Annotated in this window: 16 protein-coding genes; 8 read left to right on the top strand and 8 right to left on the bottom strand. The window is 69.9% G+C overall.

The window, feature by feature from the left end:
• Nucleotides 1–31 precede the first annotated feature (31 nt).
• The 5 genes from PZE19_RS27935 to PZE19_RS27915 all read left to right on the top strand — a co-directional run bounded on the left by PZE19_RS27935 (nt 32) and on the right by PZE19_RS27915 (nt 7963).
• Nucleotides 32–775, top strand: a complete 744-nt coding sequence (locus PZE19_RS27935) for an SDR family NAD(P)-dependent oxidoreductase (RefSeq protein WP_277863886.1) — start codon at nt 32–34, stop codon at nt 773–775.
• A gap of 387 nt (nt 776–1162) precedes the next feature.
• The gene (locus PZE19_RS27930; RefSeq protein ID WP_277863885.1) at nt 1163–2158 is read left to right on the top strand and encodes an endonuclease domain-containing protein; all 996 of its coding nucleotides are present in this window, start codon (nt 1163–1165) and stop codon (nt 2156–2158) included.
• A 2-nt stretch (nt 2159–2160) separates the two neighbouring features.
• Nucleotides 2161–2814: a hypothetical protein gene (locus PZE19_RS27925; protein WP_277863884.1), complete on the top strand. Its 654-nt coding sequence runs from the start codon at nt 2161–2163 to the stop codon at nt 2812–2814.
• Complete coding sequence (locus PZE19_RS27920) at nt 2811–6008, top strand: ATP-binding protein (RefSeq protein WP_277863883.1); 3198 nt, start codon at nt 2811–2813, stop codon at nt 6006–6008. Before PZE19_RS27925 ends, PZE19_RS27920 begins: the two co-directional genes overlap by 4 nt.
• A gap of 218 nt (nt 6009–6226) precedes the next feature.
• Nucleotides 6227–7963: a hypothetical protein gene (locus tag PZE19_RS27915; protein ID WP_277863882.1), complete on the top strand. Its 1737-nt coding sequence runs from the start codon at nt 6227–6229 to the stop codon at nt 7961–7963.
• A gap of 389 nt (nt 7964–8352) precedes the next feature.
• Here the strand turns inward: PZE19_RS27915 and PZE19_RS27910 are convergent, their stop codons facing one another.
• The 5 genes from PZE19_RS27910 to carB all read right to left on the bottom strand — a co-directional run bounded on the left by PZE19_RS27910 (nt 8353) and on the right by carB (nt 16464).
• Nucleotides 8353–9819: an ankyrin repeat domain-containing protein gene (locus PZE19_RS27910; RefSeq protein ID WP_277863881.1), complete on the bottom strand. Its 1467-nt coding sequence runs from the start codon at nt 9817–9819 to the stop codon at nt 8353–8355.
• Between the two features lie 336 nt (nt 9820–10155).
• Complete coding sequence (tnpC, locus tag PZE19_RS27905; RefSeq protein ID WP_277864393.1) at nt 10156–10923, bottom strand: IS66 family transposase; 768 nt, start codon at nt 10921–10923, stop codon at nt 10156–10158.
• A gap of 140 nt (nt 10924–11063) precedes the next feature.
• The gene (locus tag PZE19_RS27900; RefSeq protein ID WP_277863880.1) at nt 11064–12908 is read right to left on the bottom strand and encodes a glycerophosphodiester phosphodiesterase; all 1845 of its coding nucleotides are present in this window, start codon (nt 12906–12908) and stop codon (nt 11064–11066) included.
• Between the two features lie 34 nt (nt 12909–12942).
• Nucleotides 12943–13212 (bottom strand): hypothetical protein, encoded by a 270-nt coding sequence (locus PZE19_RS27895; RefSeq protein ID WP_277863879.1) that lies wholly within the window; start codon nt 13210–13212, stop codon nt 12943–12945.
• 15 nt (nt 13213–13227) lie between these two features.
• Nucleotides 13228–16464, bottom strand: a complete 3237-nt coding sequence (gene carB / locus PZE19_RS27890; RefSeq protein ID WP_277863878.1) for a carbamoyl-phosphate synthase large subunit — start codon at nt 16462–16464, stop codon at nt 13228–13230.
• A gap of 606 nt (nt 16465–17070) precedes the next feature.
• On the opposite strand from carB, the gene PZE19_RS27885 reads away from it, so the two are divergent.
• From PZE19_RS27885 to PZE19_RS27875, 3 genes are all read left to right on the top strand, one after another.
• Nucleotides 17071–17772, top strand: coding sequence for a PEP-CTERM sorting domain-containing protein (locus PZE19_RS27885; protein WP_277863877.1), 702 nt, complete (start codon nt 17071–17073; stop codon nt 17770–17772).
• 755 nt (nt 17773–18527) lie between these two features.
• Nucleotides 18528–19313: a TIGR04255 family protein gene (locus PZE19_RS27880; RefSeq protein ID WP_277863876.1), complete on the top strand. Its 786-nt coding sequence runs from the start codon at nt 18528–18530 to the stop codon at nt 19311–19313.
• Between the two features lie 376 nt (nt 19314–19689).
• Nucleotides 19690–20361: a hypothetical protein gene (locus PZE19_RS27875; RefSeq protein ID WP_277863875.1), complete on the top strand. Its 672-nt coding sequence runs from the start codon at nt 19690–19692 to the stop codon at nt 20359–20361.
• A 77-nt stretch (nt 20362–20438) separates the two neighbouring features.
• Here PZE19_RS27875 and PZE19_RS27870 read toward each other — a convergent pair whose 3' ends face one another.
• The 3 genes from PZE19_RS27870 to PZE19_RS27860 are packed head-to-tail and all read right to left on the bottom strand — an operon-like array spanning nt 20439 to nt 23783.
• Nucleotides 20439–21350 carry a glycosyltransferase family 2 protein gene (locus tag PZE19_RS27870; RefSeq protein ID WP_277863874.1) on the bottom strand — a complete coding sequence of 304 codons (912 nt, stop codon included), beginning with the start codon at nt 21348–21350 and terminating at the stop codon, nt 20439–20441.
• A gap of 49 nt (nt 21351–21399) precedes the next feature.
• Nucleotides 21400–22584, bottom strand: a complete 1185-nt coding sequence (locus PZE19_RS27865; RefSeq protein ID WP_277863873.1) for a glycosyltransferase — start codon at nt 22582–22584, stop codon at nt 21400–21402.
• Between the two features lie 5 nt (nt 22585–22589).
• Nucleotides 22590–23783 carry a glycosyltransferase gene (locus PZE19_RS27860; protein WP_277863872.1) on the bottom strand — a complete coding sequence of 398 codons (1194 nt, stop codon included), beginning with the start codon at nt 23781–23783 and terminating at the stop codon, nt 22590–22592.
• Nucleotides 23784–23802 lie beyond the last annotated feature (19 nt).

The raw sequence follows: 23802 nt of genomic DNA, 5'->3' as shown, positions 1-23802 counted from the left end.
TCGAAACGCCGGCAGAGTGGTGGAGATCCATATGAAGCTTCAAGGCAGGGTTGCAGTGGTCACCGGGGCGGGATCGGGGATCGGCCGGGCCGTCGCGACGCGGCTGGCGGCGGAAGGCGCCCGGGTCGTGATCGCCGAGATCGACGAGGCGAAGGGCGAGGAGGCCGCCGAGCAGATCCGGGGCGACGGCGGCGACGCGATCGCGATCCCCACCGACGTCTCGCGGGCGGATTCGGTCGCGGCCCTGTTCGCCCGGCTCGACGAACTCGCCATGCCTCCGGACGTCCTGGTCAACAACGCCGGCAACGCGAGCCCCCCCGTGCCCGTCCACGAGATGGCGGACGAGGTGTGGCACACGAAGCTGCGCGTGCACCTCGACGGCACCTTCTACAACACCCGCGAGGCCCTCCGGCGCATGCTGCCGCTGGGCCGGGGGGTGATCATCAACGTCGCCTCGGTGGCGGGCCTGCGGGGGCTCCCCGGCGGGGCCGCCTACACGGCCGCCAAGGGGGGCATCATCGCCTTCACCAAGGGCGTGGCCGTCGAGGTCGCCGAGGCCGGCGTGCGGGTCGTCGCCATCGCCCCGGGCTGGATCGACACGCCCATCCTGGCGAACCTCCCCAGGTCGCTGAAGGGCGAGATGCTGCGGCGGATCCCCGTCGGCCGGCTCGGCACGCCCGAGGAAGTCGCGGCCGTCGTCGCCTTCCTCGCGAGCGACGACGCCAGCTACCTGACCGGCCAGATCATCAGCCCCAACGGCGGCCTCTATCTCTGACGCCGACGACGGCCTCGCCGATTCCGCATTCCTGACGCGCATTCGTGTCGTACGGTAACAGTGTGGCCGGTTGCGCCTTAGCGTCGACCGCCGGGCGGTCCGACTTGGAGATCGGCCGCGAAAGGGGCCGAAAATGAAAACGATTTCGGCCAACGAAGCCAATTTGATTTCAACATAACAATCAAACATGGAATGACTTGCGTCGAATTCGAGCTTCGATCCCCGGAGCGAAGGGAGCCGATTCGAAGCCGAAGGGCGTGAGCGACCTCGAGCGGCCGTCGCTTCGGCTCGATGCGTGGTTGGTTGCGGCGGCCTTCGGGGCGGCGTACGATCCAGGCATCCAGGAATTCCTGGGGCGAGAGTTCGTTGATTCGAGTGACATGATCGATGTCGATCCTGTTCGCGGACGAGCTGGAACGATTCCCCCTGCCGGCGGTGGGTTCGGCGCGGGCGGCGTTCGCGGCGCGGGGGATGATCGGCGGGGTGCTGGGTGCGCTTGAGGATCGGGCGGCGGGCGAGGGCTTCCGGGTGGTGGCGGTCCGGTACGGTCGGCTGCCCCGGCTGACGCCGCTGATCGACGACGTGGTGGGGCGTATGGCGGACCTGGCCCTGGCGATGCGGCCGGACTGGTGCGGCGGGCCCGACGCCCCGGACGCGTGGCTCAAGTCGGCCCGGCGTCTGGCCGAGCGGGGCCGCCGGCCCTTGCCGAAGGGGTTCACGGCGACGGCCGCGGCGCGGGGGCTCGCCCGCGCGATCGACCCGTCCCCCCTGCTCTTCGCGCTGGCGACCGACGACGAGGCCCCGCCCCCCGGGGCGCTCCTGGGCCTGGCGAGGGCCGCCGAATGGCTCGCCGGCGAGGCCCCGGCGCGGGTCCTGGTCGTCGTCCCCGAGGTGCACGAGACCTCGAAGGAGCTGGACCCCGTCGCCTTCGACGCGACCCATGTTCGCATCAAGGATGCGGAGGGCGTCGATGTCGTCGAGGCATCGGGCGCGGGGACGCGGCTGTCGCCGCTCGTCGGGCTCCCGAACCCTTCGAGCGGCGGCGAGCGGGCGCTGGCGGCCCGGCTGGGGCGCGACGCCGAGCTGGCCGGCCTCTTCCGCTTCAACGTCCGGGTCGAGACGACGCGGGGGTCGCGGTTCCTGGTCGACCTGCTCTGGGAGGCGGGCAAGGTGGTCGTCGAGGTCGACGGCTACTACTTCCACAGCGACCTGCGGGCGTTCTCCAGCGACCGCAGCCGCGACTACGAGCTGGCGATCAGCGGGTACCTGGTGCTGCGCCTGCCCGAGGGAGAGGTCGTCGACGACGTCGCCCTCGCGGTCGAGAAGGTCCGGGACGTGGTCATGTCCCGGCGGGCGTCGACGCCCGTCGAGGGAAGGGTGTGACGATGCCGCAACTCGAGCTGAAGCCGATCGAGGTCCTCTTCCTCTGGCGCCTGGCGGCGACGGGCGGCGAGGCCTGGAACAAGGAGGTCAAGCCCGCCCTGGAGGCCCCGGCGCGGAAGCGGCTGGAGGCCGCGCGGCTGGTCGAGGCCGTCAAGCGCAAGCCCCCGGGGGGCCGCGCCGCCGCCCTGGCCCTGTCGCTGACCGACGAGGGCTGGGAGTGGCTGGGCACCCATCTCGACGCCGACCTGAACACCCGGACGCCGGCGGGCGTCGAGGTCTTCCGCCTCTTCCTCCTGGGCCTGAAACGCTACCTGGACCGCAGCGACGTCTCGCTCGGTGACCTGCTCGCCCCGGCTCCGGCCCCCGCCCCCGCCCTCGACGGCGAGGTCGCGGCCCTGGCGACGCGGGCCTACTACGCGGCCTCGGGCGGGCGACCCAACGTCCGCGTCCGCCTCGCCGAACTGCGACGGGCCCTGCCCGCCGTGCCCCGCGCCGCGCTGGACCGGGCGCTGCTCGACCTGCAGACGCGGGGCGAGGCGACCCTGTATCGGCTGGACGACCCTCGCGAGATCCGGCCCGAGGACCGCGACGCCGTGTTCCACACCCCGTCGGGCGAGGAGCGGCACGTCGTGTACCTGGGGGGGCGGGGCTCATGAACGGGCTCGACGTCCTCCGTTCGGTCGACTTCGACTGGGCCGTCCGGCTCAACGACGTCTGGGGCCGCCCCGCGTCCGACGTCCCCGAGCTGCACGCGAACCTCCGCGCCGCGTTCGGCCGCAAGCTCGACGACATGGAGCGGGCCCAGGGCCCGGGCTCGCCGCTCGGCTGGGCCCTCACGGGGGCCGGCGGCACGGGGAAGACGCACCTGCTCGGCGCCTTCCGACGCGAGGCGGCGCGGCGCGGGCACCCGTTCATCATGGTCGACCTGACCGACGTCCGGAACTTCTGGGCGTGCGTCCTGCAGGGCTACGTCCACTCGCTCCAGAAGCAGATCGAGGACGACGTCCCCCAGTATCGCTGGATCCTGGGGCACATCATCGAGAAGCTCGGCCCGAACCGGCCCGTCGCGGAGGTCCTGAAGACGCTCGCCGACCACAAGAGCGACGACCTCCGGGGCGACGTGAACAAGGTGCTCGGGGCCATGAACAGGGTCTGGCCCGAGCAGACGATGAAGTATCAGAACGTGATCCGCGCCGTCATCTGCATGAATTCGGACGACTTCACGACCTCGAACCAGGGCCAGACGTGGCTCCAGGGCCAGGCGCTCGAGCCGGAGGACCGCCGGGCCCTCGGCTTCACCGCCGAGGCCGAGCCGCCCAGGTCGATCATCGAGGCGCTCTCGTGGTTCCTGAGCCTGAGCGGCCCCGCGATCCTCGCCTTCGATCAGCTCGACCCCATCGTCACCCAGCTCCACTTCCGGCGGCAGGGCGACGGATCGACCGAGGAGCGGGCCACCGCCGAGGCCATCATCGCCGAGATCGGCGGCGGATTGGGCGCCCTTCGCGACGTCACCCGCGCCACCCTGACGGTCGTCTCGTGCATCGAGACCACCTGGGACTTCCTGGGCGAATCCGTGCTGCGCGCGGCCCTCGATCGCTTCGAGGAGCCGTTCCGACTGTTGATCGTTCAGACCGCCGAGGTCGCGCGGGCGATCGTCCAGGGCCGGCTCGCCCCCGCCTTCCGCGCGGCCGGCTTCACCCCCCCGTACCCGTCCCACCCCTTCCGGCCCGAGGCCTTCGAGGGCTCCGTCGCCGACAACCCGCGCGAGATCCTCAAGCGCTGCCATTCCCACGTGCAGAAGTGCCTGCGCGACGGCGAGGTCGTGGAGCTGACGGCCTTCGACCGCGCCGGGGCGGCATGCGCATGCGAAGGCCGGCCGATCCCCCGCGGCCGCCTCGATCAGGAGTTCGAGGCCCTCCGGGAGCAGGCCGATCCCGGCCGGATCCTGGAGGAGAAGCACGACGACGAGCGGCTGGCCCCGCTGATCCGGTCGGGGTTGCGATGCCTGATCCTCGAGGCGCCCGAGGCGCCGGACGTGGACGCGACGGTCGACGAGACGTTCACCGGGGGCGCGAAGACGGCCCCGCTGCACGCGCGGCTGCGGCGGACCTTCCACAGGGAGGATGAACGCGAGGAGCACTTCTGCGTCCGGGCCATCCAGGCCTCCAACGCGAACGCCTATCAGAGCCGGCTGACCTCGGCCCTGACGACCTCGGGCATCGACCGCAGCCTCCCCTTCCGTCGCCTGGCCGTCGTGCGGTCGATCGCCGCGCCGGGAGGGGCCAAGACGGTCGAGCAGACCGCGCGCTTCGAAAGCCTCGGCGGCGTCTTCCTCAGGCCCTCCGAGGACGAGCTGCGGACGTTGCACGCGCTCCACGAGCTGAGGGCCCGCAACGAGCCCGAGTTCCTCCCCTGGCTCAGGGCCCGCCGGCCGGCCTCGGACCTCGCCCTGCTGCGGGGGATCGTGGGCGACGCGTTCACGCCCGCCGCGCCGCCCGCTCACGCGCCGACGAACGGGGAAGCCGCCCGACCGCGACCCGTCGCGGAGCCGCCCGCATCGACCGGGGAGAGGGCGTCGAGTTCGGCCCCGTCGATCCCCCTGGGGCGTCGCGTCGTCGGCGGGACGCTCGGCGACCCGTTCGAGCTGCCGATCGCGCTGCTGGAGAAGCATACGCTGGTGATCGCCGGCGCGGGGTCGGGGAAGACGGTGCTCCTCAAGCGGCTGGTGGAGGAGGCCGCGCTGGCGGGCGTGCCGTCGATCGTGGTGGACTGCGCCAACGACCTCGCCGCGCTCGACGAGCGCTGGGGCTCGCCGCCGCCCGACTGGGGCGACGACGACCGCCGCAAGGCCGACGCCTACCACGTCGCCGGCCGCGTCGTGGTCTGGACCCCGAACCGCGCCGAGGGCAACCCGCTCTGGTTCGAGCCCCTGCCCGACCTTGCGGCCCTGGCCGAGGACCGCGAGGAGCTGGACGCCGCGGTGCAGTGCGTCGTCGAGTCGCTCGGCCCGGTCGTGGCGAAGGGCCGGAGCCAGTCGTCCGCCTACAAGCTCGGCGTGCTCGCCGACGTGCTCCGCTACCTGGCGAGGCGGGGCGGCGGCGGCCGGATCCAGGAGCTGATCGAGGTCTTGCAGGACCTCCCGCCCGAGGCGGGATCCGGGATCAGCACCCAGGGCAAGCTCGCCGTCCAGATGGCCGACGCCCTGCTCGCCGAGATGGCGACCGACCCCCTGCTGCGGACCCGCGGGACCCCCTTCGACCCCGACCGCCTGCTCGGCTCGTCGCGGCTGGCGGACCCCGCGCGGGTCTCGGTCGTCAGCCTGGTCGGGCTGCCGAGCCTGGCGGCGCAGCAGCGGTTCCTCAACCAGCTCGCGATGACGCTCTTCTCGTGGATCAAGAAGAACCCCGACCCGGGCGAGCGGCCCTTGCGGGGGCTGCTGGTGATCGACGAGGCCCGCGACTTCGTCCCCTCGATGCGATCCTCGACCTGCCGCGAGAGCCTGCTGCGGCTCGGCGCCCAGGCGCGGAAGTACCACCTGGGGCTGGTCTTCGCCACCCAGAACCCGAAGGACGTCGACGCCAAGCTCGTCGGCAACTGCTCGACCCATATTTACGGCAAGATGAATTCGCCCGCCGCCATCGAGGCGGTCCGCGACCTGATCCGCCAGAAAGGGGGCTCGGGCGACGACGTCTCGCGGCTGACCGCCGGCCGGTTCTACGTCCACAACGCCGACGCCGGCCTGGCCGCCCCGCTCAAGGTCCAGTCGCCCCTCTGCCTCTCGCGGCACCCGGCCAACCCGCTCGACGAGCCGACCATCGTCGCCAAGGCGGCGGCCTGCCGGCGGCGTTGACCGGGCGACCTGCGGATCGTCCCCCGTCCCCGTTCCGGTCATGCGGCCGTGGATGGCCCGGCCTCGCGGATTTCCTCAAGTCGTCGCCCGCCTTCGCCGATCCTGGTTGGACAGGTCGTGGTGCGATTATGCCGAAGGAATCGGCTGTGAGGGCCGTGGATGCGGCCCGTCGAGATTCGCGCCAGGGGACGTCAGGAGCCGGGAGGGCGAGGAAACTCATGTCGCACGAGGAACTTGCGGGCGGCCAGCCCCGCAGCGCCAAGCGTCGCAAGGTCGACTTCCGGACTTCGCTCGAGGATCTGGAAGGCCGGCTCCTGCTGTCGGCGGTCCGCCAGGTCCGGCCCCGGCAGGCCCAGGCCCTGGTCCGCCAGCAGGCCCAATCGGGCGCGTCCCGGCTCAAGGCCCAGGTCCAGCAGCGGACCCTCGCCGCCGCCAACGCCCAGTCCGTCGGCCGCCTCGCCGGCATGAACGCCCTCCGCATGCGGGGCCCGGGCGTTCGGATCAACGTCAACCCGACCATCAACGTCACGCCCAACATCAACGTCGGCGGGCCGACCTCCAACCCCGTCGTCAATCCGACGATCAACCCCAGCGTCAACGTCCCGGTGACCACGCCGGCCGCGACGACCCCCACGACCACGCCGACGGCCCAGACGACGCCGGCTGCGACGACCCCCGCCGCGACGCCGACGACGCCGACCACCCCGGCGGCGTCGACGCCGGCCGCGACCACCCCCGCCACGCCCACCCCCACGACTCCGACCACGCCGACGACCCCCACGACCCCGGCCAGGCCCGGGATCCCCGCCAAGCCGGGCCCGATCGGCACGTGGACGGACGTCACGAAGCCCGGCGGCCAGACGCCGAAGCCGACGCCGCCGAGCACCCCGACCACCCCGCCGGCCACCACCCCGCCGGCCTCGACGACGCCGCCGCCGACGACCACCCCCCCGACGACGACCCCGACCACCACGCCGCCGGCCACCACGCCGACGACGCCCACCAATCCGACGCCCCCCGCGCCGACCACGCCGCCGGCGCCCACGTTCCCGGACGGGACGATCCTGCGCAACGAGCAGACGGGCGAGCTGGGCTATTACAGCAAGGGGGCGAGGCGGCTGATCTCGCCGCCGGTGGCCGCGAAGATGGGCCTGACGACCGACCAGACCAAGGCGGTGACGGTCGACGTCTTCAAGGCGGTCCCGACCGGCCCCGACTACTTCCCCGACGGCATGTTCGTCCGCAACGACCAGACGGGCGAGATCAGCCGGTACTCCGACGGGGCCTTCCACGTCGTCTCGACCCCGGTCTCGACCTACCTGGGGATCGGCGTGAAGGACGTCGCGACCATCGCCGCGGCCCAGTACTCGGGCACGCCCAAGGGGAGCGACTACTTCCCCGAGGGGCTCCTGGTGCAGAACCAGCAGACGGGCGAGGTCGACATGTACAAGGGGGGCGAGCGGCACTGGATCTCCGTGCCGGTGTCGACCCGGATGAACCTCCAGGCGAGCCAGATCATCGTCATCAGCCCGACCCAGTTCAACGCGGTCCCGCAGGGCAAGGACTACTTCCCCGACGGCCTCTACCTGCAGAACCAGGAGACCGGCGAGATCGCCCGCTACGAGGGCGGCAAGCGGAGCGTCGTCTCCGCGCCGGTGGCCTCGAAGCTGGGCCTGACCGCGGCCGACCTGGTCTCGGTCTCGGCCGGCCAGTACAACGCCGTGGCCAAGGGCCCCGACTACTTCGTCGAGGGGATGTTCCTGAAGAACAACCAGACCGGCGAGCTGGCCAACTACGCCGGCGGCCAGCGGCACTGGGTCTCGTCCCCGGTCGCCACGCAGGTCAACCTGACCGACGCCATGATCACCACGATCGGCGCCGACCAGTTCAACGCCATCCCCCGGGGCGGCGACTACACCCCGCCCCCGCCCGCCCCCCTCACCGCCCAGGCCTGAGCGAGCATTAAGATAGACTGATAGATAACGTCCTTCCCCCCTTGCGGGGGAAGGTGGCTCGAAGGGCCGGATGAGGGGGTGACGAGCACGAAAGCCGTCGCTCCCCAATCCGGCCCTTTTCGCCTTCTCCCCCCGGGAGAAGGGTAAGCGTCCGGCCGAGGACGCTCTTGACGTAGATGGCGGCGTGAGCGCGGTCCGGTGTGGTATCGGGAGCGTTGATCTCAGCCTCCATCAAGGATGCGGCGGTCCGTGGTCAGGCCGATCCCCAAACGCCGCGCGATCTCCGAGTTGCTGTAGGCGGCGGCGTCTCCGTACCAAGGCGACGCCAGGCCCGTGTACTAAAGCGTCGGGCCTGGCATCGATCGGTCGTCCGCCCTCGATTCGATCTCTCAACCCTTCGCCCCATACCTCCGGAGGACCACCTTCACCAACTCGGTCCCGCCCGCCGTCTCCGGAACCGTCGCCCCGGCGGCGAGCAGCGCCTCGACGGCGCCGGCGTAATCGCCCGAGCCCGAATACCACCCGTGCTCGGACCCGTGAATCGCCCAACCGAGCGGCTTGGACTTGTAGTCGTTCTCGATGTCTTCCAGGGGCGGTCCGAACGGCAGGATCGCCTGAATCATGGCGAGGTTTCCGTGGAAAGCCGCCCAGTGGATCGACGTGGCCCCGTGCCGTCCGCGAGCGGCGACCGGCAGACCGGCCTGGAGCATCAGACGCACGGCCTCCGCGTCGTTCCGCGTGGCGGCTTCGGCGATCTCGGCCTGATCGTCGGTCGGGACGACGAGGCCGGGATTCGCGGAGAGAATTTCCGTCACCCCCGCCGCGTCATGCAGCCAGCTCAGGGCGATGAGCCGCTCGGTCGCCGAGCTTCGCTCCAGAAGCAGCCGGACGACGTCCTGGCGGCCGTATTTCGCGGCCGCCTGGTACGGCGAGGCGTCGGAGCCGAGGGACCACTGATAGATCGTGCCCCCGGCATGCCGGTTCCCCATCGGGAAGAACGTGGCGTTGCCGCGCACGCGGATCGATGCGGGGTCGGCGTCGAGGAACGCACGAACCCGCTCCAGGTCGCCAATCGCCGAGGCCATGAGGATGTCGGTCCTGCAGCCTCGCTGGACGAGGTATCGAGCCACGTCGAGCCGGTCGCCGAGCATGTACTGGGCCGGGGTCGATTCGTGATCGACGTCCTTCGCGTCGATGTCGGCGCCGTGATCGAGCAGGAACGCGGCGATCTCGACCGTGCCGGCGAAGTGAAGCGGCGTCTGGCCGTCTCCTCCCCGCGCATGGACCAGCTCAGGATCGTGCTCGACCAGTTCCACGACCCGGTCCAAACGCCCAAGGCGGGCGGCGGCGTGGATATCCAGCTCGGCCCCTCGCTCGACGGCGTGGGCGGCCAGTTCGGGGCTCGTCACGTGCGTCACCCCGAAGCCGCCCGCCCACCACGTGCTCTTGGCGTCGAGATCGGCCCCGGCTTCCACCAGGGCGTCGATCATCTGCGTGCTCCGCACGCTGTTCAACGGCGGCGAGTCGAAGGAGCCGATCGGTTCGTTGATCCGCTTCCGTAGCGATGTCGATCGCTCGAGCATCAGTCGGACGCCGGCGACGTCATCGGCCTCGATGGCGCGCATCAGCTTTTCGGGGTCGTCGGGCGTCAGCGAATCGACGTGGGCCTTGAGCGGGGGCCATCCGGCGAATCCGTACTCGCGAGCGATCACGAACTGGGCGCCGCTGAGGGTCTGCTCGGCGCGATGCTCCTGGAATCGCTTCAAAGCGTCGGCGTCGCCCGAAGCACAGGCCTTCAGGAGGTCTTTGGCCTGGTTCTTGAGCTGGTCGAGATTGGGGCGCGCGGGGAGATGCACGGCGAACGCTCCTTCGGTCGACCCTGTCGTCCGCGGTTACAGGTCGAAGAAGGTTCGTATCGAATCTTCGATCGTTCTGCCGAGTGGCCTCAGGCCTTCCCCGCGGACCGGACGCGCCTCGTAACGCGTTGGTCGGATCCTATCCGGGCGAGGACGATTTTTGAAGGCGGGGTTGGCGTCAGGGTGGGCGATCCTGATGGGCCGGCCCATCCAGTCCTCGCCTGAAATCCGGCACGCATGGTTCGACCCTCCCTGCCCAGAAACCCCCGCCGGTTCGATGCGGTCGAATCGCTTGCTTTCCGCCGTCCGTGCTCCCGCCGAGGGCCTGGTCGTTATCTATCCCTTTCGGCCGCCCGACGGCCACGGCAACACCCGGCGATCCGGTGGGAGGTCTTCGATCCGGCTGGCCGGGTGCGTGCTCACCCGGTCGAGCACGTCCCGCAGGTAGGCGAACGGCTCGTTGCCCAGGGCCTTGCAACTCTGCACCAGGCTCAGAAGCGTCGCCGCCGTGCGCCAGCCTCGGTCGCTGCCCAGGTGCAGCCAGTTCTTCCGTCCCAGGGCGATCGGCCGGATCGCGTTCTCCGTCGCGTTGTCGTCGATCGACAGGTGCGGGGACTCGAGATACCGCGTCAGGGCGACCCTGTTCGACCGGGCGTAGGCGATCGCCTCGCCGATGGGGCTCTTCGGCATCACCTTCATCGCCTCGTGATCCAGCCACGCCCACAGCGACTCCAGAACCGGCCGCGACCGCTCGCTCCGGGCCGCCATCAGCCGGACGTCGCCCCACCCGCCGTCCCGGGCCTCGCGTTCGACCGCGTAGAGGCGGCCGATCCGCGCGATCGCCGCGTGCGATCGGTCCGGGTCGCTGGTGCGAGCTTCGTGGAACTTCCGCCGCGCGTGGGCCCAGCAGCCCACCTCCACCAGGCCGCGCCTGTGCAGGCCGTCGTAGCCGGCGTAGGCGTCGGATTGGAGATAGCCCGACCGGTAGACCTCGAGGAACCGCTCGGGGCCGGCGCGGCCCCGGTCCGGGGTGTAATCATAGACGACGAACGGGTTGTCGCGGTCGCCGAGGTAGGCCCAGAGCCGGCCGGTCTCGCCGCGAATCAGGCGACTTTCCAGACGTGGTTCAGCGGACGCTTACGGAGAAGGTGGCCGTACAGGGCCGGATGAGGGTCATGGCGCTTCGAGCCGGCGAAGGACCCCGAACTCCCTCGTCACTCCGACGCCCCGGTCTTCCTCGACTTTCAACGCCCCGCGAGGCCGTTGCGGACGCGCAGCAGCAGGCGTTCGACCGGGTCGAGCGCGGCGATCTCGTCGAGGCGGGCGCGGACGCCGACGACGTCGTCGGTGATGAGGTTGGCGACGCCGTCGTCGATCAGGGGCGCGACGAGGTCGGCGCCCTTGACGGTCCAGGCGTGCACGGGCACGCCGCGCGACCGGGCGCGGTCGACGAAGTCGCGGGTGGCGAGCCGGGTCTCCATCATCAGGAAGTCGACGTCCAGCCGCGTCGGGTCGCCGATCACGGCGCCGGAGATGAAGCCGATCTCGACCTCGGGGGCGAGCTTGCGCACGGCGGCCAGCCCGCGGTTCGACTGGCCGCAGATCCGGGTCTGTTCGAGCAGGCCGGCCTTGCGGACGGCCTCGACCACCCGGCCGGCGAGCGCGACCGCCACGGCGTCGTCCTTGGCCTTCAGCTCGATGTTGAGCCGGGTCGGCAGCCCCGCGGCGGCCTCCAGGAACTCTTCCAGCGTGGGGATCCGCTCGCCGGCGAACTTGGGGTCGAACCGGGCGCCGAGATCGACCGCGCGGAGTTGTTCGAGGGTCGAGGCGGCGATCCTCAGGGGGGAGCCGCCCACCCGCAGCAGGTCGTCGTCGTGGACGATCACGAGCCGGTCGTCGGCGGTGAACTGGACGTCGATCTCGGCCCATTCGGCCCCCTCCGCGGCGGCGACGCGGAGCGCGGCGACGGTGTTCTCGGGGCCGTGGAAGGAGCCCGCGCGGTGGGCGGTGACCTCGACGTGCTCGGCGACGCGGGCGTCGCTGATGAGCTGATTCGCCGTCAGCGCCGCGGGCGCGATGGCCACGGCCGAGAGGGCGACGGCGGCCGTGGTCCACCAGCGCGCCTTCGGTTCGGCGACGGCCGGCTCGCGGATCACGCCCCCGGCCTGCTTGTAGCTCGCCATCAGGCAGGCCGCGGCGACCGCGGCGGCCGTCGCGGCGAAGCCCGCCAGCACCGCGCCGTCGAACGCCAGCAGCCCGGCCGTCGCCGCCACCGCGAGCTTCGGCCCGTGGCCGACGTGGTCGAGGACGAACCCGTTGAGCGTCCCCAGCCCCCACGCCAGCGCGGCCGAGGCCGCGACGAAGACCGCCGCCGTCGCCGCCGCGCCGAGGGCCAATCGGCCGATCCGCCCCGAGGTCCGGCGGCCGCTGGCGCGGAGGGCCGTCCAGGGCGCGAGGACGCCCTCGAACAGCACGGCCGGCACGGCGAACAGCCAGCGCACGTACAGCCATCCGGCGGCCAGGGCGTAGAGGAGCGCGAGCGAGCCGACGACCGCGACGCCCTGCCAGAACTCGGCCGGGCGCTCGACGACCAGCCGGTTGAGGTCGTGCGGCCCCCAGAGCCGGGCGTACGCGAACGCCGCCGCCGCCGCGAAGGGGGCGGCCAGCAGCAGGTACAGCACGGCCTGGAGGACGTCGACCTTGAGCAGGGCCGGCAGCCGCTTGACGGCGTCGAACGCGTGCCAGACGCCGGGGCCGTCGCCGGCCAGCACCCCCATCACCCCCGCGAGCCGCACGTGGAGCGTCGTGAGCTGGAGCGCCGTCAGGAGCGCCAGGCCCGCGAGGCCGGCCGGCGAGAGGAAGAAGGCGACGATCTCGAAGTTGCCGACCGAGCATCGGCCCCACGTCTGCAAAGCCAGCCGGAGCACCCCCGCCGCCGCCGGCGCCAGCACGGCCGCCTCCAGCAGCGAGAAGGCGATCGAGAACGTGACGAGCGGCCCCCAACGCCGACGCGCCCGGGCGAGCATCTTCCGGGTCGTCGAATCCTCGTCCGTCGCTGCGGTCATGGCGGGCGTCGTCGCGTCGCTCATGGTCGTGGGTGTCCTTCTGGGGGGCGGCCGGCGGTCAGCTCGGCTCGCCGGGCAGATAGAATTCGAGGAATCCGCACGCGGAGCAGCGACGGCCCGTCAACCCGGCGAAGTCGTAGACGACGTCGTCCACCTCGCCGGCGAGGCCCTGGCGGAAGGCCTGGATCGGGTTCGAAGAGGTGGGCGCGCCGGGGAGGACGAATTGCAGGCCCCCTCCCCCCGCGCCCGGGCGCGCGGGGCCGCGGCGGACGACGCCCCACGACATCGTCCCGCCGCATTTCGGACAGAGCTGCGAGTCGGGCTTCATGGGGATTCCCGTCGATCAGGATTTCCTGAGCAGGTCCTGCAACGCGTAGACCTCGAACTCGCCCTCGCGGAGGCGTTCCATGGCGGCGACGGCGGCCCGCGCGCCGGCGAGGGTGGTGATGCAGGGGACGCCGTGGCTGACGGCGCTGGCGCGGATGCGGCCCTCGTCGGTCCGGGCGCCCTTGCCGCTGGGGGTGTTGACGATCAGGGCGATGGCCCCGTTGGCCAGGTGGTCGAGCAGGTTGGGCCGGCCCTCCTGGATCTTGCGGACGATCTCGACCTCGACCCCCTCGGCCGTCAGGGCGGCGGCGGTGCCGCCGGTGCACATGATCTTGAAGCCCAGGCCGGAGAGCTTCTGGGCGATCGGCACGATCCCCTTGCGGTCGCGGGCGGCGACGCTCACGAAGACGGTCCCCCCCGCCGGCAGCCCGCTGTTGGCGCCGAGCTGGCTCTTGGCGAAGGCCGTGGGGAAGTCGACGGCGATCCCCATGACCTCGCCCGTCGACCGCATCTCGGGGCCCAGCACGATGTCCACGCCCGGGAACTTGGCGAACGGGAAGACGGCCTCCTTGACCGACGTGTAGGCCGGCGTCGGCTCCTCGGTCACGCCCAGCTCGGCCAGGGTCCTGCCCACCATCACCCGCGCGGCGACCTGCGCCAGGTTCAGGCCGGTCGCCTTGGAGACGAACGGGACGGTCCGCGAGGCCCGGGGGTTGACCTCCAGCACGTAGATCTCGCCGTCCTTGACGGCGAACTGGATGTTCATCAGCCCGCGCACGCCGAGGGCCTCGGCCAGCGCGTAGGTCTGCTGCTTGAGGCGGCCGACGATCTCGTCGGGGAGCGAGTACGGCGGGATGGCGCAGGCGCTGTCGCCGGAGTGGATCCCGGCCTCCTCGATATGCTGCATCACGCCGCCGACGATGGTGCGCTCGCCGTCGGACACGGCGTCGACGTCGACCTCGACCGCGTCCTCCAGGAACTTGTCGATCAGGATCGGCCGGTCGGGGCTGGCGTCGACGGCCTCGGCCATGTAGCGGTCGAGGCTGGCCTCGTCGTAGACGATCTCCATCGCCCGGCCGCCCAGCACGAAGCTGGGGCGGACGACGACGGGGTAGCCGATCCGCTCGGCGATCCGCCGGGCCTCCTCGAACCGCGTGGCCGAGGCGTTGGGGGGCTGGAGCAGGCCGAGCCGCTCGATGACCATGCGGAACCGCTCGCGGTCCTCGGCGACGTCGATGTTCTCGGGGCTGGTGCCGATGATCGGCACGCCGGCCGCCTCCAGGGCCTTGGCCAGGTTGAGCGGCGTCTGGCCGCCGAACTGGACGATCACGCCGGTCGGCTGCACGCGGTCGCAGATCCCCAGCACGTCCTCGACGGTCAGGGGCTCGAAGAAGAGCCGGTCCGACGTGTCGTAGTCGGTGCTGACGGTCTCGGGGTTGGAGTTGACCATGACGACCTCGTAGCCGTCGGCCTTGAGCGCGAACGCCGCCTGGCAGCAGCAGTAGTCGAACTCGATCCCCTGGCCGATCCGGTTGGGGCCGCCGCCGAGGATCATGATCCGGGGCTTGTCGCCCACGCGGGCCTCGTCCTCGCGCTCGTAGGTCGAGTAGTAATACGGCGTGACCGCCTCGAACTCCGCGGCGCAGGTGTCGACCAGCTTGAAGACCGATTCGATCCCCCGACGCTTGCGGTCGCGGCGGACCTCGGTCTCGGTCGTGTCCCACAGGTGGGCGAGCTGGCGGTCGGCGAAGCCCGACTGCTTGGCCTCGCGGATCAGCTCGTCGGACGCCTCGTCGAGCGTGCGGACCTCGCGGAGCCGGCCCTCGATCGCGCAGAGGTCCTCGATGTTCGCCAGGAACCAGGGGTCGATCCCCGTCAGCTCGTGGATCCGCTCGACGCTCATGCCGGCCAGCAGGGCGTAGCGGAGGTACCACAGCCGCTCGATGTTGGGCGTGGCGAGCTTGGCGACGATGTCGTCTTCCGAGGGCTGGTAGGCCGTCCCCCACAGGTCCTTCTTGTCGCAGCCGATGCCGAAGCGGCCGACCTCCAGGCCGCGGAGCGCCTTCTGGAGCGACTCCTTGAACGTCCGGCCGATCGCCATGACCTCGCCGACCGACTTCATCTGGGTCGTCAGGACCTGGTTGGCCTCGGGGAACTTCTCGAAGGCCCACCGCGGCACCTTGGTGACGACGTAGTCGATCGTCGGCTCGAAGCAGGCGGGCGTCTCGCGGGTGATGTCGTTGCGGATCTCGTCGAGCCGGAAGCCCACGGCGAGCTTGGCGGCGATCTTGGCGATCGGGAAGCCGGTCGCCTTGCTCGCCAGGGCGCTCGACCGGCTGACGCGGGGATTCATCTCGATGACGACCATGCGGCCGTCGCGGGGGTTGATCGCGAACTGGACGTTCGACCCGCCGGTGTCCACGCCGATCTTGCGGAGCACGGCCAGCGAGGCGTCGCGCATCCGCTGGTATTCCTTGTCGGTGAGCGTCTGCGCCGGGGCGACCGTGACGCTGTCGCCGGTGTGCACGCCCATGGGGTCGAGGTTCTCGATGGAGCAGACGATGACCGCGTTGTCGGCGCAGTCCCGCATGACCTCCATCTCGTACTCCTTCCAGCCGATCAGGCTCTCCTCGATCAGGACGGAGTGCGTCGGGCTGATCTCCAGCGCGTAGTTGACCATGCGGTCGAACTCTTCGCGGTTGTAGGCGATGCCGCCGCCCGAGCCCCCCAGCGTGAAGCTGGGCCGCAGGACGCACGGCAGCCCGACCATCTCGTCGCGGATCCGGCGGGCGTCCTCCAGGCTCTCGGCCATGCCGCTCCTGGCGCTCTCCAGGCCGATCTCGTCCATGCAGGTCTTGAACAGGTTGCGGTCCTCGGCCTTGCGGATGGCCTCGGCCGACGCGCCGATGAGGACGCAGCCGTGCCGCGCCAGCGCGCCCGACTCGTGCAGGGCCATGCCGACGTTGAGCCCGGTCTGGCCTCCCAGGGTCGGCAGCACGGCGTCGGGCTTCTCGACGGCGATGATCCGCTCGACGATCTCGGGGATCACCGGCTCGATGTAGGTCCGATCCGCCATCTCGGGATCGGTCATGATCGTGGCCGGGTTCGAGTTCACCAGGACGACCACGTACCCTTCCTCGCGCAGGGCCTTGCACGCCTGGGTGCCGGAGTAGTCGAACTCGCAGGCCTGGCCGATGACGATCGGCCCCGCTCCGAGGATCAGGATCTTGTTGATGTCGGTTCGCTTGGGCACGGCAGGTCGTTCTCGCGTCGTGGGGGGTCGGGGAAGCTGAGGCGGCTCCGCCTGCGCGCGACGTCGCCGGCCCTGGCCGTGCGAGACGCGCATCGGGCCGCGCTCGCCCTCGGATCTTCACGAGGCGGCGCGGCCCGGAAAATTTCCCGATCTTAGCAATTTCCAAGGTCGCTCGACAAGGGACGCGGCCGAGCGGATCGACCTCCATCCTCGGGCCGAAGCCGCCGTGTGGAAGGGACGTGGGCGCGTCCGTCGGCGTCGGATTCCGTCCCGGGACGCGGCCTCGCGTTGAATTTCGTCAACATGGACGCGAGCCTCCGGGGGTCGGCGGCGGTGCGTCGATACCCGATCCGGGAGTGGTCGCCGACCTCGTCGAAGATCGCGCAAGTCGATGCGACGTCACGACGCGCGAGGATGCTGGATCGCCGGCCGCCGGGCTCGACGACCCAGGATGAGGATGCTCATGGCCCGATAACATGAAACCTTCATTGGATCGAGGCTTGAAAGGAAGCTACCGTCGCAATCCGTCGGTGAGACGCCGGCTGCCTCATTCGCGACGCGGGTGAGGTTGTGCAGCGAATTCCACACACACGCAAGGACGAAGGCATGCGAAAGCTACTATGGATTGCGGCGGCGAGCCTGGCGGCGGCGCTCGGGATGGGCCGGGCCGACGCGGGCTCGATCGTGGAATACAGCCTGACCGGCGTGCCCGGCGACACCGTCGCCGTCAACCCGACCCTCGAGGCCGACCACGTGGCGGGGATGCAGCTCGTCCGGGGCGGCGGGCTGCTCCCGAACACGGCCGGCAACTCCTTCAATTCGCGGGGCTGGAACACCCTGGCGACCGACGACTACGTCGAGCTCGGCTTCACGGTCGACGCGGGCTACGTGGCGACCGTCGACCAGTTCATCGTGGCCACCCGCTCGTCGAGCACCGGGCCGGGATCGGTCGACGTGAACGTCTCGGTGGACGGCGGCGCCTTCCAGACGCTGGCGACGTTCCTGCAGGTCACCGACACCTTCAAGAACTCGATCGTGGACCTCGGCCTGACGGTCCACTCGAGCCTGGTCCTCCGGCTCATGGTCGACATGGACAACCCGGTCGCGGCCCGGGGGGGCGCCATCGGGGCCACCGGGACGTTCCGCGTCAGCGACTATCTCGCCGGCGGCGTGTTCAGCCCGACCCGCCTGACGGGCTCGGTGAGCCTGGCCCCGTCGGCCGTCCCCGAGCCGTCCTCCGTCCTGCTGCTCGGCGGCGGGGCCTTCGGCGTCGTCGCCCTCCGCGTCCGTCGTCGGGCCGGCCGCTGACGTCGCGGCGAGCCGGTGCGGGGCCCGCCGCCCCGCCCGGCCGGCCGTCGGCCTCCCCGGGCCGTTCCGGCGGCCCGCGCCACCTTCCGCAGCGCTTGATGCGTCGGCCCAGGAAGTCGCACTTCGAGTCAAGATAGAAGCCGTCGGCCTCGATCCGGCGGCGGATCTCGTCGGCCCAGTCGTGGCGGGCCGGTTCGCTTGGGCACGGCAGGTCGTTCTCGCGTCGGTCTAGAGGGTGGGGAGGCCGGGCGGGCCTTCGGCGTCGCGCGCGGACCCTCCTCGGCCCGCGCGAGACGCGCATCGGGCCGCGCTCGCCCTCGGACTTCCTCACGCGGCGCGGTCCGGAAAATTTCCCGATCCTAGCAACTTCCAAGGTCGCTCGACAAGGGTGGTGGCTCGACTCAGATCCTCGTCTTGGAGGGCCTGCAGGAGGGACGAGGCCGGATGACGACGCCGCTGATAGATGCCTCGGAAGCCGAGCCCGACCCCTGAAGGACATCGGGTCCGCTGCATTCTCCTCGAATACGCCCGCCCACCCGATGCGAAAGCGGTGGATGCCGGGTGGAGACCCTAACTTAAGTCCATGGTTTCATCGACGCGGCAGCTCAATCTGAGTAAGACGACGGGAGTGTTCTCCACAAAATCAGTTTCTGAGTGGTATGTTAAGGTTGGGTCGGTCATAGGTTTACGGCGGCAGCAAGAGTAGCGGTTGTTCAGTTCGCATCAAGGTGAATGGCCCGTCGGGCAGGTGTCGCATGACAACAACCACCATCCCCGAATCGCACGATCTCAAGAACAAACCTCTCGTTGAGGCGTTGTTCGAGTTTCGCTGGGACCCAGAGCTGGATATCAAGTCAACGTCCACTTTTCACCTTCTCATGGGACGTTACTACGACCGTGTTCGCGATGATTACCCGGAGTTGGAAGACCTCCCGCCGTCCCAAGTTCCTGTTTCCATGACTGGGGGCCTCGTGAGGCATCGATTCCGAGTCGGACCGAATGAATGGCCGCTCACCCAAATTGGCCCCGGCATTCTCACCGTGAACGAGACAACAAAGTATAAATGGGAGCCGTTCCGCGAACGAATCGAGAAGTCCTTGGGAGCCCTTCTCGAAAGTCACCCATCCAAGAAACTCGAACCCATTCAAATTGAATTAAGATATATAAATTTCATTGAACATGACTTCGCGAGGGGTGGTATTACCGAGTTCATTCAAAAGAATTTGCATACGACCATTAAGCTGGATGAGATGGTGACGTCAGGAATGGAAGCGATTAGCGAAAGTGCTCTGGATTTCTCGTTGAGCATCCGTTTGGAGAATCCTCCCGGGTTCGGAACGCTGATGTTTGGGACGGGCGAGAGCGACGGTCAGAAAGGTATTCTATGGCAAATCATCCTCAGGTCGAACAAGGCGAGCATACCTAAGACGTATCAAGACATTATTAAGTGGATTGACGAAGCTCATGGTAAAGTTGAAACGTGGTTCTTCACTCTGGCCCGCGGAAGCCTGATGGATGGATTCGACAAGGTGCCCAGATGAGCAATTCAACTAGAAACTTGATAGCGAATTCGGACGGACACCTTTCGGCGTCGGTGTCCTCCCGTGCAACGAACGGAACTCCGGCCGGAGCTTGGGACCGTGCCGGTTGGGCGACTGCGTTAACGGTTCCGTTAGTCCTTCTGGGAGCCGCTGCCTTTGGCGGCGGGGCTACCGTCACCCAGCTTGGCAGTACGAGTGCTTTCGTTTCCCCTTCTGATGCCTGCACTCGGCCTCGTCGGGGAGTAAGAATCTCACTCCGTCAAGCAAGGCAGCTTGCATTGCGAGTGATGGCGGAAGCCGAAGAGAGAGTGCGTAAGGAGCGGATTCAAGAGGTACTCTTTCTGCGTGGTCCCCTCGACGAGGAAGACTAACTCGTATGATTTACCAAGCCCTTTCGCCAGATGGTCCAATCTGCCAGGGCGACATTTTTTACGGCATCCCCAAAGTTGGCATCTCCCTCTCTGACTTGGCCCTCGTCGAGGATACGCCAGACGACGAAGCTGAGGTTCTTACGGGAGTGTCGTGGCGTGAAGTACTCTCAACCGGCGGCGCACAAGAGCCTAAGACTTTCACGGCGGTTCTACCGATTAAGCCGGTGATGGGAATCGTCATCAGTCAGAACTGTGACGCCGCTCGCGGAGAGGATTTGTCTCTCTGCGAAGTCGCTTCCTTGTTGAAGACCGAGGAGAAGCCTCCGAAGGATGCGAAGGCGTGGCAAAGTCGCATCACTAAGGAAGCTCGGACGAATCCCCGCTTCTTCTATATGCCGGAGGATGCATTTTTCGGCATCGATGAGAGGAAATCCGTCGACTTCCGCTCAGTCATCCGAGTGGCTCGCGTAGACCTTCTGGCGATGCGGGACCAGCGTCTTTGTTGCCTCAATCACGTCGCGACCGAGCACTTCAGAGAGTCGCTTGCTCAGTTCTTCCGACGGTATCCCGTCAACGAGTGGTATCCGCTCACGAAGGAAGAATTCGACGTATACGCTGCCGAGGTTTGGAGGGATGGCAAGGGCGAGCGGGTCGAGCCCTACGAATGGCAGAAGTGAAACTCGCCCTCCCCCTTCTATGGAGCCCAAGTGCGCTGGCAGACCGTTCGCCGTTCTGACGAAACGATCGCCCGCCATCAGGATTCTGGATCCGCCACCTTCCGCTCGTAGACGTTGGCCCAGGCCAGGAAGTCGTAGAACGACAGCAGGGTGCAGAAGACCAGGCCCGGCTTGCCGTCGAGGAAGCCGAGGCGGGCGACGTAGGAGTAGAGGAAGCGGACGGCCGGGCGCATCGGCAGGCGGAGGTAGACCTTCTTGAGCATCCGCTTGAAGCGCTTGCCGCGGCCGATGCCGGGCGGGATCGGCTCGTTGAGGAACCGCTCGTACATGGCGGCCTCCCAGACGGCGTAGCGGTTGTGCTTCTCGACCCAGGCGGCGATGGTCGGGTAGGCGTGGTGGTCCAGCTCGTGCGTCAGCCGGCCGACGCGGCCCTGGAGTTCGACGTGCTCGTGGGCCTCGTTGTCGCCCGAGCGGCCGCCGGAGGGGTCGGGCATGCGCTCGTAGCGGCCCAGGGCGTGCTTGAACAGGCGGAGGTTCCAGCACTCGGAATAGCCGCAGTGCTTGATGCGTCGGCCCAGGAAGTAGTACTTCGAGTTGAGGTAGAAGCCGTCGGCCTCGTCGGCCTCGATCCGGCGGCGGATCTCCTCGGCCAGCTCGGGGACGACCACCTCGTCGGCGTCGACGATCAGGATCCAGGCGTTGCGGAAAGGCAGGTTGTCGAGGGCCCAGTTCTTCTTCTTGGGATAGACCCCGTTGAAGGCGAACTGGACGACGCTCGCGCCATGCTCGACGGCGACGTCGCAGGTGTCGTCGCCGCTCTGGCTGTCGACCACGAAGACCTCGTCGGCCCAGTCGAGCGCGGGGAGGCACCGGCGCAGGTTGTCGGCCTCGTTCTTCACCGGCACGATCACGCTCACCGGAGCCTTCGCCGTGCGCGGGGACGACGGTGCGACTCGGTCGGGGGCCTGGGCTTCGTCCAGCAGGGGCATGGGGTCTCGACTCCGGGTGTGGGGGCTTCGGCCGGGCGTTCGCTCGGACTCAGGGGATGACGCATTCGGGCGGGGGGCCGCCGCCTGCGAGCCAGCGGTAGACCGACGCGAGCTTGCCGGCCTGCTGGTCCCACGTGTAGTCGGCCTCGACGAGTCGGCGGCCGTTCGCGCCCAGCTCGCCGCGCTCGCCGGGCGAGCGTTCCATGAGGTCGCGGAGGGCCTGCGTCAGGGCTTCGGCCTCGGGCTCGACGACCACGGCGGCCCCGGCCCTGGCGGCCTCGGGGAAGTGGCAGGCGGTGGTGAAGACGCAGGGGAGCGAGCAGGCGAGGGCTTCCAAAATCGCCATGCTGAAGCCCTCGCTGTAGCTGGGGAGCGTGAAGGCGTCGGCCGCCGCCCAGACCCGCCGGGCCTTCTCGCCCGAGACGTGGCCGACGTACGTCGCCCGGCCGTTCAGCCCCAGCGCACTTACCCGATCGGCGAACGGGGCCAGCGCTCCGTCGTCCTTGCCGGCGATCAGCAGGTGGAGGTTGGGGAAGTCGCGGGCCAGCGCCCCCATCGACCGGGCCAGCAGGTCGAGGCCCTTCTTGGCGTGGACCCGGCCGTAGAACAGCAGGACGAACTTGCCCTTCAGCTCGGGGTGCTCGGCCTCGAGCGCGGCGCGGGGGGGGAGGTCGTCGAACGCGGCCAGGTCGACGCCGTTGGGGACGAAGCAGACGGGCGCCCAGGGGGCGAGGTCGCGGAGGTGGCCGATCTCGGGCCGCGACAGGGCGTGCAGGCAGGCCGCCCGCCGCAGGTTGCGCGATTCGACCAGGGCGAGATACAGCGCCTTCTTCCAGCGCTTGTGCCGCAGGGCCCAGGGCTCGGCCATGCCGTGCGCGGCCATGACGTACGGGACCCTCGACGCCCGCGCGGCGGCCGCGCCGCGGCGGGAGTGGGCCTGCCAGAGGCCGTGCATGTGCACCACCTCGGCCGCGCGGACCGCCGCGACCAGGTCGGCGTCGGGCCCGTCGATCGCCAGGCCCTCGGGCGGGGCCAGGTCGTCGAGCCGCGAGGGGGTCGGGGTCACGATTCGGACGTCGCCCCCCGCCCGCTGGAGGGCCCCGGTCATCCCCAGGATGCTCGGCACCATGCCGCCGTCGCGGACCGGGTCCAGGCCGTTGCAGAGGTGCAGCCAGCGCCCGCGGGCGGGGCTCGTCGTCGACTTCGATCGGCTCTTCATCGCGGTCGCGGTCATCGAGTTCACCTCCCTGCGGCGTTTCCGAACGTCAGGATCGTCTTCCGTGATTTCGGGCGGGTCGCGGCGACGCCCCAGGCTTCGAGTGCGCCGCGGGCGAAACGGTCGGGGCCCCACTCGGCGGCGACCTCGCGGGCGCGGCGGCCGATGGCGAGGCGGTCGGCGCCGGCGAGCGAGGCGACCCAACCGAGCTTGCCGGCCAGGTCGCGGACGTCCATAGGGTCGAATCTCGCGCCGGTGGACCCTTCGGGGTCGGGGACGAGCGTCCGGGCGCAGCCGGCCCGCGACGAGAGCAGCAGCGGCAGGCCGGCGGCGGCGGCCTCGTTGGCGACGAGGCCCCAGGGCTCGGAGACGCTCGCCAGCACGAACGCGGCGGCGTGGGCGTACCATCGCGCCAGCTCGTCGGCCTGGAGGAAGCCGGGCCGGTGGATCGCCTCGGCGCAGTCGGACATCTCGATCGCGGCGGCGACGTCGTCCGCCTGCGGGCCGTCGCCGCAGAGGACGAGGTCCCACGACCCCCCCTGCCCCCGGTAGCGGCGGAACGCCTGGAGCAGCCGGAGCAGGTTCTTCTCCGGGGCGAACCGGCAGACCGAGAGGAAGAACGGGGCCGCCGGCATCCCTTCGCGCGAGCCGGGCCTGGCGCGCCAGGCGTCGGTCTGGTCGGCGAAGAAGTCGTGGTCGACGGCGTTGTAGCCCAGGGCGATGCGATCGGCGGGCAGGCCCAGGTCGACGAGGTAGTCGCGATGCGAGGGCCCGCCGCAGAGGGCGGCGTCGAACAGCCGCAAGCGCCGGGCCTTGATCATCTCCTTGTACCAAACGCGGGGGCGGTCGACGGCCTGGCTCTCGGACATGAGGATCGTCGCCGCGCCGTTGCCGCGGCCCCAGCGGGCCAGCGCCAGCGACTCGGGCCGGACGTAGCCGACGGCCGCCACGGCGTCGGGGCGGTCGCGGTCGAGCGCCTCGGTCATCGCCTCGCCGCACGCGCCGGCGGGGAGTTCCTCAAGTTCCCGGTCGGGGAACAGGACGACGCGGTCGAAGGGCTCGTCCCCGTCGCTGCGGGCCCAGGGGTAGAGGCGCTCGCCGCCGGCGGTCTCGTAGGCGACGAGGCGGTCGCCCCGCTCGCCCAGCCTCGCCGCCAGGGCGCGGAGGCGGGCCAGGTGATAGGGGCCGAAGTTCGTGAAGCAGACGGCGTAGATCATGGGGGCGGCTCCTTCCGTG

The sequence above is a fragment of the Paludisphaera mucosa genome (genome assembly GCF_029589435.1).
Classification (GTDB): Bacteria; Planctomycetota; Planctomycetia; order Isosphaerales; family Isosphaeraceae; genus Paludisphaera; species Paludisphaera mucosa.
Note: the sequence above shows the minus strand (reverse complement) of the source record. Positions and strands in the feature narration are given on the sequence as shown.

Bases quoted from the DNA above. Each gene is read 5' to 3' on its own strand.
- PZE19_RS27935 (WP_277863886.1), top strand. From the start codon at position 32: ATGAAGCTTCAAGGCAGGGTTGCAGTGGTCACCGGGGCGGGATCGGGG.
- PZE19_RS27930 (WP_277863885.1), top strand. From the start codon at position 1,163: ATGTCGATCCTGTTCGCGGACGAGCTGGAACGATTCCCCCTGCCGGCG.
- PZE19_RS27925 (WP_277863884.1), top strand. From the start codon at position 2,161: ATGCCGCAACTCGAGCTGAAGCCGATCGAGGTCCTCTTCCTCTGGCGC.
- PZE19_RS27920 (WP_277863883.1), top strand. From the start codon at position 2,811: ATGAACGGGCTCGACGTCCTCCGTTCGGTCGACTTCGACTGGGCCGTC.
- PZE19_RS27915 (WP_277863882.1), top strand. From the start codon at position 6,227: ATGTCGCACGAGGAACTTGCGGGCGGCCAGCCCCGCAGCGCCAAGCGT.
- PZE19_RS27900 (WP_277863880.1), bottom strand. From the start codon at position 12,908: ATGAGCGACGCGACGACGCCCGCCATGACCGCAGCGACGGACGAGGAT.
- PZE19_RS27895 (WP_277863879.1), bottom strand. From the start codon at position 13,212: ATGAAGCCCGACTCGCAGCTCTGTCCGAAATGCGGCGGGACGATGTCG.
- PZE19_RS27885 (WP_277863877.1), top strand. From the start codon at position 17,071: ATGCGAAAGCTACTATGGATTGCGGCGGCGAGCCTGGCGGCGGCGCTC.
- PZE19_RS27880 (WP_277863876.1), top strand. From the start codon at position 18,528: ATGACAACAACCACCATCCCCGAATCGCACGATCTCAAGAACAAACCT.
- PZE19_RS27875 (WP_277863875.1), top strand. From the start codon at position 19,690: ATGATTTACCAAGCCCTTTCGCCAGATGGTCCAATCTGCCAGGGCGAC.
- PZE19_RS27870 (WP_277863874.1), bottom strand. From the start codon at position 21,350: ATGCCCCTGCTGGACGAAGCCCAGGCCCCCGACCGAGTCGCACCGTCG.
- PZE19_RS27865 (WP_277863873.1), bottom strand. From the start codon at position 22,584: ATGACCGCGACCGCGATGAAGAGCCGATCGAAGTCGACGACGAGCCCC.
- PZE19_RS27860 (WP_277863872.1), bottom strand. From the start codon at position 23,783: ATGATCTACGCCGTCTGCTTCACGAACTTCGGCCCCTATCACCTGGCC.